Source organism: Arenibacter hampyeongensis (assembly GCF_002909255.1).
Taxonomy (GTDB): domain Bacteria; phylum Bacteroidota; class Bacteroidia; order Flavobacteriales; family Flavobacteriaceae; genus Arenibacter; species Arenibacter hampyeongensis.
In genome coordinates, this window is record NZ_PIOB01000004.1 from 84,035 (window position 1) to 96,915 (window position 12,881).

At 38.2% G+C, this 12,881-nt stretch carries 11 protein-coding genes; 5 read left to right on the plus strand and 6 right to left on the minus strand.

All coding sequences use genetic code 11. The features are described from left to right. The first annotated feature begins 185 nt into the window (after positions 1 to 185). A complete protein-coding gene (locus CWD91_RS11235; RefSeq protein ID WP_103441055.1) occupies positions 186 to 755 on the plus strand; it encodes a fasciclin domain-containing protein in 570 nt (189 codons plus the stop codon). On the opposite strand, the gene pheT is transcribed toward CWD91_RS11235, so the two are convergent. Further along, a complete protein-coding gene (pheT, locus tag CWD91_RS11240) occupies positions 747 to 3,173 on the minus strand; it encodes a phenylalanine--tRNA ligase subunit beta (protein ID WP_103441056.1) in 2,427 nt (808 codons plus the stop codon). The genes CWD91_RS11235 and pheT overlap by 9 nt on opposite strands. A gap of 215 nt (positions 3,174 to 3,388) precedes the next feature. Between pheT and CWD91_RS11245 the strand changes: the two genes are divergently transcribed. Continuing rightward, the gene (locus tag CWD91_RS11245; RefSeq protein ID WP_103441057.1) at positions 3,389 to 4,612 is read left to right on the plus strand and encodes a TlpA disulfide reductase family protein; all 1,224 of its coding nucleotides are present in this window, start codon (positions 3,389 to 3,391) and stop codon (positions 4,610 to 4,612) included. Positions 4,613 to 4,845: 233 nt separating this feature from the next. Here CWD91_RS11245 and leuB read toward each other — a convergent pair whose 3' ends face one another. Next, a complete protein-coding gene (leuB, locus tag CWD91_RS11250; RefSeq protein ID WP_103441058.1) occupies positions 4,846 to 5,964 on the minus strand; it encodes a 3-isopropylmalate dehydrogenase in 1,119 nt (372 codons plus the stop codon). Position 5,965: 1 nt separating this feature from the next. Further along, positions 5,966 to 7,138 carry a 2-isopropylmalate synthase gene (locus tag CWD91_RS11255; RefSeq protein WP_103441059.1) on the minus strand — a complete coding sequence of 391 codons (1,173 nt, stop codon included), beginning with the start codon at positions 7,136 to 7,138 and terminating at the stop codon, positions 5,966 to 5,968. 147 nt (positions 7,139 to 7,285) lie between these two features. On the opposite strand from CWD91_RS11255, the gene CWD91_RS11260 reads away from it, so the two are divergent. Beyond that, complete coding sequence (locus CWD91_RS11260) at positions 7,286 to 8,830, plus strand: hypothetical protein (protein ID WP_103441060.1); 1,545 nt, start codon at positions 7,286 to 7,288, stop codon at positions 8,828 to 8,830. A gap of 9 nt (positions 8,831 to 8,839) precedes the next feature. Next, complete coding sequence (locus tag CWD91_RS11265) at positions 8,840 to 9,700, plus strand: DMT family transporter (protein WP_239985746.1); 861 nt, start codon at positions 8,840 to 8,842, stop codon at positions 9,698 to 9,700. A gap of 5 nt (positions 9,701 to 9,705) precedes the next feature. Here CWD91_RS11265 and CWD91_RS11270 read toward each other — a convergent pair whose 3' ends face one another. The 3 genes from CWD91_RS11270 to panB all read right to left on the minus strand — a co-directional run bounded on the left by CWD91_RS11270 (position 9,706) and on the right by panB (position 11,889). Beyond that, positions 9,706 to 10,230, minus strand: a complete 525-nt coding sequence (locus tag CWD91_RS11270; RefSeq protein WP_239985749.1) for a DUF4252 domain-containing protein — start codon at positions 10,228 to 10,230, stop codon at positions 9,706 to 9,708. Positions 10,231 to 10,287: 57 nt separating this feature from the next. After that, on the minus strand, positions 10,288 to 10,986 hold the full coding sequence (locus CWD91_RS11275) for an RluA family pseudouridine synthase (RefSeq protein ID WP_103441062.1): 699 nt from the start codon (positions 10,984 to 10,986) through the stop codon (positions 10,288 to 10,290). 84 nt (positions 10,987 to 11,070) lie between these two features. Further along, the gene (panB, locus tag CWD91_RS11280) at positions 11,071 to 11,889 is read right to left on the minus strand and encodes a 3-methyl-2-oxobutanoate hydroxymethyltransferase (RefSeq protein ID WP_103441063.1); all 819 of its coding nucleotides are present in this window, start codon (positions 11,887 to 11,889) and stop codon (positions 11,071 to 11,073) included. Between the two features lie 109 nt (positions 11,890 to 11,998). On the opposite strand from panB, the gene CWD91_RS11285 reads away from it, so the two are divergent. Continuing rightward, positions 11,999 to 12,457: a nuclear transport factor 2 family protein gene (locus CWD91_RS11285; RefSeq protein ID WP_192877660.1), complete on the plus strand. Its 459-nt coding sequence runs from the start codon at positions 11,999 to 12,001 to the stop codon at positions 12,455 to 12,457. Positions 12,458 to 12,881: the final 424 nt, after the last annotated feature.

Here is a 12,881-nt window from a genome sequence, read left to right on the forward strand (position 1 = left end):
ATCGTTAAATATTGGATATCGGCAATGATAAGCCCATAAATATTTTCAATTTGCAAGCAAAATGTTAATATTGGATCAATCCAAATTTGGTTAATAACTTTTTTTAAAATTTTAGGCCTAATGTTGTATATTGTCGACGAAATTAACCTTTTGTCGATTTTTTATATTCCCAAGTCCCAGAACTTATGAAAAGCTATGTGTCCCTTTGCGCTCTATTATTTTTTATTACTTCCGTCAATTATGGACAAACGTCCTACAAAGGCAATAGCTTTTTAGAGAAGGAGAGTTCCATTGTGGAAAGCACAGCTGATTCGGGTCATCATAACACTCTTTTGGAAGCAGTAAAGGCAGCCAATTTGGATAAAATATTGAATGAGGACGGTCCATTTACAGTTTTTGCCCCCTCAGATATGGCTTTTAGAAAGCTTTCCAAGGTAAACTTGGAGGAATTGTTATTACCGGAAAACAAAAAGGAATTATTTTCACTTTTAACTTATCATATCGTTGCCGGAAATATTTCGGCCTCCAAAATTTTGAAGGCTTTGTGTAACGGGAATGGAAAAGCAAGTTTTACTACTGTACAGGGCGATAAAATTTACGCCTCCATGGAGGGTTTGGATATTGTTCTAACGGACAAGTCCGGTAATAAAGCCAAGATTACCAGTGCCGACTCCAATCAATGTAATGGGGTTATCCATGAGATAGACAGTGTAATTCTGCCCAATTCACTTGCAACTGCAAATTTATTACCTTAATTCGGCTCCTAATTCGCTTTCATAACGCTGCAAGAGCTTATTCATTATCTTATCTATCTGCTTGTCGGTCAAGGTACCGTTTTCATCCTGCAGGGTATAACTCACGGCATATGACTTTTTACCTTCGGGTAAATTTTTACCATTATAAACATCAAATAAGTTTACATTGGTTAAATATTTCCGCTCTGTCTGCTGGGCGATATCGTGTATTTGCTTAAAGGAAACACTCTCGTCCACTAAAAGCGCATAGTCCCTTTTTACCTCGGGGTATTTTGGAATTTCTTTATAAACGATTAGGTTAGGTACAATGGCCTCCAAAATATAATCCCAATCAAAATCGGCATATAGCACCTCCTCTTTAATATCAAATCCCTTAAGTACAGATTTCTTTACTACTCCGAGAATTACAACTTCTCTTTGCGCTATTTTTAAGGAAATACCCTCTGAAAGAAGGTCACTGTTGGTTGGTTGGGAATTAAGTTCGGTAAGGCCCAATCTTTTAAGTAGATTTTCTACTACGGATTTAAGATAATAGAAATCGGTTTTTTTCGGTGGTGCGGTCCAGGTGTCTTCCAATCTGTTTCCTGTGATAAGCATACTTAGATGCTTTTTTTCTTCTCTCTGGGTTTGATATTGATGATAGGTTTTTCCAAATTCGAAAATTTTAAGGTTGTGCATCTGCCTATTGCTATTGTGCGCAATGGCCTCCAATCCGGAGAACAACATAGATTGCCTCATCACCGATAGATCGGTACTTAGCGGGTTCAACATGGTAATAGTGTGCTCTTCCTTAATATCATTCGATAATTTATTATAGTCAGGAGAGGTAAGGCTATTGGCCAATATTTCATTAAATCCTTTTGCAGCTAAGAAATTGCCTATTATATTTTGGATTTTATAATCTTCAAATTTTGAAGTAGGAGCAATGGAAGCATTCAATTTCTCTTTGAATTCTACATTGTTATAACCGAAAATTCGTAAAATTTCCTCAATAACATCAACCTCCCTTTGTACATCCACTCGATAAAATGGGATGGACAGCCCAAGACCCGATTCCGTTACGTTTTTGACCTTAATATCCAACGATGCCAGAATGGATTTAATGGTATCCTTAGGTATTTCCTGACCTATTAGTTTGTGTATTTTGTCGAAAGTTAAAAATACATGGTAGTCATCCTTCTTTTTAGGGTAAATATCTACAATGTCCGATGTAATATCGCCTCCGGCAATTTCGTGGATCAACAATGCAGCACGTTTTAGGCAATACTCCACATTGTCTATATCTATTCCTCTTTCAAAACGAAAGGAGGCATCTGTATTTATACTGTGTCTTTTAGCAGTTTTTCTTACGGATACGGGATTGAAAAATGCACTTTCCAGAAATACGCTACTGGTGCTTTCGGTAACTCCGGAATTTTCACCGCCAAGAACACCGGCAATACAAAGTGGTTTTTCTGTATCGCATATCATTAAATCCTCCTCGCTCAAGATACGCTGAACCCCATCCAGTGTGGTGAATTTGGTTCCCTTGGGAAGTGTTTTTACAACTATCTTGTTTCCTTTTATTTTTGCCGCATCAAAAGCATGAAGAGGCTGACCCAATTCGTGCAATACATAATTGGTGGCGTCCACTACATTGTTTTTAGGGGTGATCCCAATGGACTTCAACCTGTTTTTTAACCAGTCGGGAGATGGCTGTACAATAAGATTGCTAATGGTGATACCGCAATACCTCGGTGCCAATTCGCTCTTAACAACTTCGACATCTATTTTTAATGATCGGTTTATAATATTAAAATTGGTCACCGGAGGTGTAATCAATTCCTTAAGGATGTCTTTTTGCTTAAAGCCAGCCTTTAAATCCCTGGCAACTCCAAAGTGGCTCATGGCATCGGCCCTGTTTGGGGTAAGCCCTATTTCAAATACCTCGTCTATTTCAATTTCGAAAACTTCGGAACAGGGAGTGCCCACGTTTAAATTGTCGGGCAATATCATTATTCCATCATGACTTTCTCCTAATCCCAGCTCATCTTCGGCACAGATCATACCATGGCTTTCCTCTCCTCGTATTTTTCCTTTTTTAATCACCCAGGCTTCTCCTTCGGCAGTATACAGCGTAGTTCCTATGGTGGCTACGGCTACCTTTTGTCCAGCATCAACATTCGGTGCTCCACAAACAATTTGTAACGGAGTTTCCCCGCCAACATTTACAGTAGTCAATTTTAATTTATCGGCATTGGGATGTTTAGTGCAGGTTAAAACTTCACCAACAACAATTCCCTTCAATCCACCTTTGACCGATTCAAAAGGAGTAATACCCTCAACCTCCAAGCCTAAGTCAGTTAATAATTCAGCTGTCTTATGTGAATCCCAGTCAATTTTTAAAAACTGCTTCAACCAGTTGTAAGATATTTTCATTGAGTATTTTTAAAGACCCCAAATATAAAACAATGGAATAAGACATTCAATACGTATTTGATTGAATGTTTTATTTTTTATTTTCCAAAATTTTTTGTTACTTAAGCTAAGTTATTCCCCAAAATCTTCTTTTAGTTCTCAATTCCAACTTGAGAATTTGGTTAAAGTACCCCTATTTAGATTTTCCCCGAAGTATAATTGTACAAAAGATTATTATGAAGCGAATATTCTTAATACTTATTCTAATTATAGCTTGTAATAGCTGTAAAAATGGTGAAAATGTTGGTTTAGCGGAGGGATTCTGGTTGGCCGAATTGGAGGTAGGGGACAACCAAAGGCTGCCGTTTAATTTTAAACTTTTGAGACCGGGGAATGGTAAATACAACATTGAATTGTACAATGCAGAAGAGACTATTGTAATAGACGAAATAAAAGTGATGGGAGATTCTGTGGTTATTAAAATGCCAGTTTTTGAGGGGTACTTGGCAGGAAAATATACCGCGAAAGAAATAAATGGAAAATTTGTCAAAGAAAATGAAGAAAGGGTCTTGCCTTTTAAAGCTGTCCATGGGATTAGGGAGCGTTTTAAAAGTGCGGGTATACCCAACACCAATATTTCTGGTAATTGGGAGGTGGAGTTCAGCCCTGCCAATGCAGACAACTATATGGCAAAAGGCATCTTTAGGCAGGTAGATGACAGGGTTTCCGGTACCTTCAGAACTGCGACCGGGGATTATAGGTATTTGGCGGGCATCCACAGTGGCGATTCCGTAAAATTTTCCACTTTTGATGGGGCACGTGCCTATCTATTTCAAGCAAGCGCAACGGACAGTACCATGGCAGGAGTGTTTTACTCCGGAAAACATGCCAAGGAAACTTTTGTAGCAAGAAGAAATGAGAATTACGAGTTGCCAAATACCGAGGCATTGACCTACATGAAAAAGGGATTTGACAAACTAAACTTTTCCTTTCCGGATTCTAAAGGCAATATGGTATCCCTGGATGATGCTATTTTTAAGGACAAAGTAGTGATCGTTCAGATTATGGGAACTTGGTGCCCCAATTGCTTGGATGAAACCAAGTTTTTGGTAGAATATTTAAAGGAACATTCAAATAAACAGGTAGCTGTTGTTGCGCTTGCATTTGAGTATGCAAAAACAAAAGAGGCTGCGTTTATTTCAATCAATAGACTTAAGGATAGGATAGGCGTTAAATACCCCATAGTATTGGCGCAATATGGAACCATAGACAAGGAAATGGCACAAATGAAATTACCCATGTTAAATCATATCCTTTCCTTTCCAACTACCATAGTTATAGACAAAAAGGGCGAAGTGCGAAAAATATATACGGGTTTCAACGGTCCGGCAACCGGTAGTAATTACGACAGCTTTAAGAGGGATTTCCATAGCTTTATAACACTGCTCCTCGAGGTTTAAAGTGTACTTGATAATACCATTATATATAGCCTTAATTGGCATTATGTAGACCAATAAGCGTTCTTGGAATTGGATGCCGATATGGTTTATATTCTAAGGTACTCAGGTCCTTGGATCCCGATTTCCCATTTATCTCCGGGCCTTTGGCCAATTTAGTTGAAGCAAAGTGGTAAGTACTGCTATTTTTTTGAAGGCTCTGGACACGTTAAAATTAAGTATGGCCTAATAGGAAATTAAATGATGGTTGATTTTCCCAATCCTATGTTTTCATAGTTATAATTCAGGTTCTCATCAGAATCTATGATATTGCCAGCTATAAAATCGCCTACTTGACTGGTACCATATTTGCTTGTTGCACTTAAATCTCTGGTAACCACATGTTTTCTCATGGATTTATCCACTGCAATTACAACTGCTCTAGATTCTTCATAAAGTCCAAAATGGCTCAGCATCATGGCTATAGATAGTATGGAAGCCACAGGATTGGCTATATTTTTTCCCTCTGCCTGAGGGTAGGAACCGTGGAAAGGTTCAAACATGGCATGCTCATTGCCTATGGAGGCCGAAGGCAGTAATCCCTTGGATCCACAAATGGCACTACCTTGGTCGGAAAGGATATCCCCGAACATATTATCCGTTAGGATAACATCAAATTCGTTGGGGTTTAACATCATTTGCATTGCGGCATTATCCACAAATAGAAAATCCAACTGCACTTCAGGATAGCTTTCAGAAATTCTGGTGACCACTTTACGCCATAGCCTAGAAGTAGCTAAAACATTGGCTTTGTCCACTAGAGTCAGTTTCTTTCGTCTGCCCTTGGCTGCTTTAAATGCCAAATGGGCAATTCTACTGATTTCTTTTTCCGAGTACTCACATAAGTCCGAAGCAACTGTTCCGTCCTCACTGAGTTTTTTTTCACCGAAATAGATTCCCCCGGTAAGTTCACGATAGATGACGAAATCCGTTCCAAAAATAACATGCTTTTTTAAGGGGGATTTATTGACCAATGTTGGAAAAACCTTAACTGGTCTAATATTGGTAAAAAGTTGTAATTCCCTTCTTAGCTGAAGCAACCCCTGTTCTGGTCGCACTTTTGCACTTGGGTTGTCATCATATTTTAAAGTGCCTATGGTGCCAAAAATAATAGCATCCGAAGCCCGGCATAGGTCTATGGTCGCCTGAGGCAATGGGGTGCCAAATCTATCCATAGCAGCAGCTCCAATTAACCCTTCTGTATAGGTGAAATGATGGTTGAAGGTCTCTTCAACCGCCTGCAGGCATTTTACAGACTGTGCCAAAACCTCTGGACCAATTCCATCGCCCCCTAAAAGAGTAATCTTTAGATTCATTTTAAGCTATGCTTTTTATTTTAATTCCACTGGAAACGATAATATCGTGGATGTCCTCGTCAAAAATTTCTTTTTGTCTATCCGCAAATTTCAAAAATTCCTGATAAACCACATCAAGTTGGATCTTGGTTAATTCGTATCCAACATTTTTAGCCCTATAAGCCAATGCTGCCCTACCACTTCTGGCAGTAAGAACTATGGAGGATTCGTTTACACCCACATCTGCAGGGTCGATTATTTCATAGGTTTCCCTATTTTTTATTACCCCATCCTGATGAATTCCCGAGCTGTGGGCAAAGGCATTTGCCCCCACAATGGCTTTATTGGGTTGCACATATACGCCCATTTTTTGGGATACCATCTGACTGGTGTCATATAATAATTTGCTATTGATATTGGTATCCAGATTTAGGGCAGGGTGTTGTCTTAAGATCATAACCACTTCCTCTAGGGCAGTGTTCCCGGCCCGTTCTCCAATACCATTGATAGTACATTCAATTTGCCGAGCACCATTGATCACACCGGCTATGGAGTTCGCGGTTGCCAATCCCAAGTCATTATGACAATGACAGGATAAAATGGCCTTATGTATACCAGTTACGTTTTCCTTTAGGTATTTTATTTTGGCCCCGTATTCATCGGGCAAACAATATCCTGTTGTATCGGGAATATTTAAAACCGTTGCACCGGCCTTTATAACGGCCTCACATACTCTAGCCAAAAATTCGTTATCCGTTCTACCGGCATCCTCGGCGTAAAACTCCACATCCTCTACAAAGGATTTGGCGTAACTTACCGCCTCGATTGCCCGTTCTATGATGGCATCCTTATTGGAGTTGAACTTGAACTTAATATGGGATTCCGAAGTGCCGATACCTGTGTGTATTCTTGGTCTTCTCGCATATTTTAAAGCTTCAGCGGCTACTTCAATATCTTTTTTAACAGCACGTGTAAGTCCACATACCGTTGCATTTTTTACAATTTTTGAAATCTCCTGTACAGAATTAAAATCCCCGGGACTAGAAATTGGAAAACCAGCTTCTATGATATCTACCCCTAAAACATCCAATCTTTCGGCGATAATTAATTTTTGGTCAGTATCCAATTTACATCCGGGTACTTGCTCTCCATCCCTAAGTGTCGTGTCAAAAATATGTACCTTTTCTTTGCTCATTATATTTACGTAATTTTATGTGCGCTATACGAATATAGTACTAGTAGGTTTTCTAGTCCAAATCGCAAAATGGCATTTACAACGTTAAATAACTTTTTGTAGTATATAAATCACTGAATATCAATTATATAAACCTTTATTATTACGATGACAAATGCGCATAAAGATGCATTATTCGTTCTGGTCAAATCACTATCCAAGTCAGAGAAGCGGCAATTTAAATTGTATGTTGGTCGCTTGGGAGTGAATACCGATGCCAAATTTCTTGCTCTTTTTAATTTAATGGATAAAATTAAGGTATATGATGAAAAATTAATACTTGAAAATGGCATTGTAAAGAAGGCACAGTTGTCCAACCTAAAGGCCCACTTGTACAAACAAATTTTGGTGAGTCTAAGGTTAAACCCCGTGAATCAAAATATTAGGGTGCAGATACGGGAACAATTGGATTTTGCTACTATTCTTTATCAAAAGGGACTTTATAAGCAAAGCCTTAAAATATTGGACAAGGCCAAGGCCACCGCCATTGAGAATGAGGAGAAGAACGTTGCCTATGAAATTGTGGAATTTGAAAAGTTGATCGAGACCCAATATATTACGCGCAGTATCCCGGATAGGGCAGATGAACTGGCCGTACAGGCCAAGCAACTTTCGGCACAAAACGTAATCACCAGTAAATTATCCAACCTAGCGCTACAGTTGTATGGGCAGATGCTGAAAATAGGTTATGTAAGAAGCGATGAGGATTTTAAAAGAGTTCAGAAATATTTCGAAAAACACCTTCCAAAATATAACATTGAAGACCTTGGCTTTAGGGAAAAACTTTGGCTATACAAGGCACATCTCTGGTACAGTTTTCTAACTCAGGATTTTTTGTCCTGTTATAAATATTCCAGTAAATGGGTTGACCTTTTTTACGAGAATAAGGAGATGATTTATTTAAACCCTGTATTCTTTTTAAAGGGAAACCATTATTTGTTGGAATCTTTGTTCTATGTAAAATATAGCTCCCAATTCAAGGAAACTTTGGAGAAAATGGAAAAAATTGTCAGCAGTAAGGAATTTCCGGACAATGACAATATAGCCTCCTTGGCATTTTTGTATATCAATTCGAACAAACTAAACCTTCATTTTTTGGAAGGTAATTTCGAAAAGGGCCTTTATTTGGTCAAAATAGTGGAATACGGTATTAATAAACATAAAGATAGGATAGACCAGCATCACGTTATGGTATTGTACTATAAGATTGCCTGTCTTTATTTTGGAATAGGGGACAACAAAACCTGTATCCAATATTTAAAGCGCATTATTAATAATAAGAACCTTAAAATGCGTGAAGATCTAATGTGCTTTGCCCGTGTTTTAAGCCTTATAGCCCATTATGAAGCGGGTATGGACTACCACTTGGAAGTGCAATTAAAAAGCACCTATAAGTTTCTGTTAAAAATGAACGATCTACATGCCGTACAAAAGGAAATGATCAAATTTTTAAGACGTCTTGGCGATATTTTTCCGCACGAATTGCCCAATGAATTCCAAAAGTTGTACGATGAATTAAAAAAATATGAAAATCATCCCTATGAGAAGCGTGCCTTTTTATATTTGGATATCATCTCTTGGCTGGAAAGTCACTTGCAAAATAAACCCGTTGCACAGATTATAAAAGAAAAGGCCATGTCCGTTTCCCGATAAAATTTATTCTTGAAAAGTAAAAGCCTTCACATAAACCATCTGCTAGAGATCAATCTGGCCATGTTATTTATCAGTACTTCCGGAGCGTTGGGAAGATATGTACAATTGCCGGTTCCGGTTACTATAGCCAGTAGGGCGGGATTGGCATTTTTATTTTTGGTGCTCTATTGTAAATGGAAAAAGATATCGTTCCATATAGAAAAAAGAGACCGACCTATACTTTTTTTAGGAGGAATTATTATGGGGGTGCATTGGTTGACCTATTTTTATGCACTGCAGCTTTCCAATGTGGCAATTGGCATGTTATCTATGTTTACCTATCCCATAATAACGGCCTTATTGGAACCCTTGATTTTAAAAACGCCCTTCCAAAGAATTCATTTTGTTTTGGGACTTTTGGTATTGGCCGGAATTTATTTGTTGGCACCGGATTTTAACACCGGCAGCACACATGTTATTGCTGTGGGTCTAGGTGTTTTTTCGGCTGTGGCATACGCTGTTAGGAATATTATATTAAAGTCCAGGGCGGCACATTACAATGGTTCCATGATGATGACCTATCAAACGGGCATAGTGGGACTTATTTTGGCGCCCGTATTTTTTATTTATAATGTTGAAGCCATAAGCGATCAATGGCCGGCACTGTTGACATTGGCCCTGTTTACAACTGCCATTGGCCACACCCTGTTCCTAAATTGTTTTAAACACTTTAGCATTACCACGGTGAGCATTCTAAGTAGTATACAACCAATATATGGTATATTGATCGGTATCGTTTTTTTATCAGAAATTCCTAGCTGGACCACCGTTATGGGCGGAATATTAATTTTAAGTTCTGTGGTAATAGAGAGTGTGCGGTCCTATAAATAAATGTACTAGTTATTTAAGGAAGGGGTATTGGGATTATACTCCTTGATCAGGCTTTCGGAAAGTTTATCAAACTCATTATTTTTTGCCATCCCCCGTACTTTAACTGGGTCAAAATCGCCATTAAAATAAAGGAATGATCCGGTTTTATTATTATTGTTGAATATTAAAATTTCCTTGACAGAATTTTTTCGTTCCCTTATGGAAACCACGGAACGTTTTAAATCATCATTTTTACGAAAAATCTCGATAAAGGAATTTCCGGTAATTCCATTCATTTGTTTGTTTAGGAAATCGGCCTTTGCAGGAGTTTCCACAGGAAACTGCATATACCTTAAATCTTTGGTATCTCCGATCAATGCATTTATTTCTGGTGAAATATTACTTAAAAGCGATATCATAAAATGGGGTACACGGATGGCAGTAACCTGGTTGTCATTTTTATGGGCTTCATAAAAGGTATCTATGGAATTGTAACTTCCACAAGAACCCATAAACATTATACTTACAATAAATAGTGTTGTCTTGCCCACAGAATTAATTTTTATGTCCGAGTTACGGATATGCCATTTGTTAAATGTAGTGAAAAATCAGGTACATGCGTTCCATACACTGTCCTCCGGCGGTGGGGCTATAAGTTGCAGCATTTCTTTTTTTACAGGATGAACAAAAGAAAGGCTTCTAGCGTGCAGATGGATACTACCATCTTTATTGCTTCGGTCCGAACCATATTTTAAATCACCTTTAATGGCACATCCAATGGCTGCCAGTTGTGCTCTTATTTGATGGTGTCTGCCGGTTTTTAAATCAATTTCCAATAAAAAATAACGATCTAGGCTCTTGATCACCTTATAGTCTAAAATGGCTTTTTTGCTGTCCGGGACCTCATTTTTATGGCCATAGGATTTATTCTGTTTTGTATTTCTCTTTAACCAATGGATAAGGGTATCATTTTCTTTTTCTGGCATCTTGTTGACCACTGCCCAATACGTTTTTTGGGCATCTTTTTCAGCAAACAATTTGTTGAGTCTGGGTAGGGCTTTTGAAGTTTTTGCAAAGACCACTATACCCGTGGTAGGTCTATCCAGCCGGTGTGCTACCCCCAAGTATACGTTCCCAGGTTTGTTTTGTTTTGTTTTAATATACTGTTTAACAACCTCACTCAATGGTGTGTCCCCGGTTTTATCCCCTTGTACAATATCGCCGGCCCTTTTATTAACGGCTATAAGGTGATTGTCCTCATACAATACCTGAAGATTCTCTGGGGTAGAAATTATTTTTGTGGACACTTAGGTTGAATTAATTATCTAGTTCAAAGACCAATATCAATAATGAAAATGGCATAAATTATAGGAAGTAATATTAAAACCAGTTTAATATTGCTCGTCATCACTTGGGAAGTCCTTGGTTTTTACGTCATCTACATAATGCGAAATGGCCTTGCCCATCTCCTCATATAAGTTAAGGTACCTGCGTAAAAATCTTGGATTAAATTCTTGGGTAATACCCAATAGGTCGTGTATCACCAATACTTGGCCGTCAACACCATTTCCGGCCCCAATTCCTATAATTGGAATGGAGACACTTTCGGCAACCTCCTTGGCCAATTTGGCCGGAATTTTTTCAAGTACAATGCTAAAACAGCCCATTTTTTCCAATAGTTTGGCATCTTCAATTAGCTTATCGGCCTCATCTTCTTCTTTTGCCCTGACGGTATAAGTCCCAAATTTATAAATGGATTGTGGCGTTAGGCCCAAATGTCCCATTACCGGGATGCCTGCATTCAAAATTCTTTTGACCGATTCCTTAATTTCCTGCCCACCTTCAACCTTTACGGCATGGGCCCCACTTTCTTTCATAATCCTTATAGCGGATCTCAAGGCCTCTTTTGGATCACTTTGATAACTTCCAAACGGAATATCAACTACCACCAGGGCTCTATTTACTGCACGAATTACAGAAGAGGCATGGTAGATCATTTGATCTAGGGTAATAGGTAAGGTAGTTTCATGTCCGGCCATTACATTACTGGCAGAATCGCCCACTAATATTACATCTACATTGGCAGCGTCGACAATTTTGGCCATAGAATAATCATAAGCCGTTAACATGGATATTTTCTCGCCGTTTTTTTTCATATCAACGAGAGATTTTACAGTAACTCTTTTGTATTCTTTTTTGGCAGTGGACATTTATTTCGGTTTTGGTGGGATAAAAGTAATGATTTGTTCCAAAAATTAAAGTTGTTTCAACCTTTTGTTTTTTTTGATTATTTTTAATTGACTTCTAAATGCATTTCAAATGAATAAAATTTGGTCAATCATTTTGTTCTTTATGTTCGCCTCTGTTATGCATGCTCAGAATGGGGGAGAGGAGTTGGTGAAAAACACCATTGATGCTTTTTTTAAGGCCTTTCATGAACAGGATTCAATGGCCATAAAGGAAACGGTTTCCAAGAATATTGTGATGCAGACCATTGGAAAAAATGCCGAGGGTTTAGAGGAAGTGAAAACCGAAGATTTTGGGAATTTTTTAAAATCGATTGTGTCCATTCCGTCTACGACAAAATTTGAAGAAAGAATCCTGACTTATAATATCCAAATTGATGGCTCCATGGCCAATGCATGGACATCATATGAATTTTGGGTGAACGATAATTTTAGCCATTGTGGGGTAAATTCCTTTCAGCTCTTTAACGAAAAGGGTATCTGGAAAATCATTTATTTGATCGATACCAGGAGGAAGGAAGGCTGCAATTAAGACATACCTCGGATTTGGTTGAAGGAATTTTATCTTTCTTAAATATTCTTCGATCTAGGGGATATAGCTACCCAATTACCTCTACAAGGAAAGCTAAAACACAATCCCGTGATCTTTTGGGACATTTTTTGGCCACAACTTCAAGGACCTTCACAATTCTTAGGGTAGTTTCCCAAAGACCGTTAACTTAAATTATTGCCAATAGTTAGTATGATTCCCAGTTTTTGCAATTGCCCAACTTATTCAGGTCCATTTTCAAACTAAAATCATTGGTATTAAATGTCGCCCCAAATTTGTCTCGGATGTTATTGAAAAATCCTGTTTTTAGGGGATTGCGGGAGGTGAAATTTATATGGACTTTTAACATACTTATAGGCCAGTTTCTGAAAATTGAAAGGGGTAGGAATTTCAATAGGCATTTTAA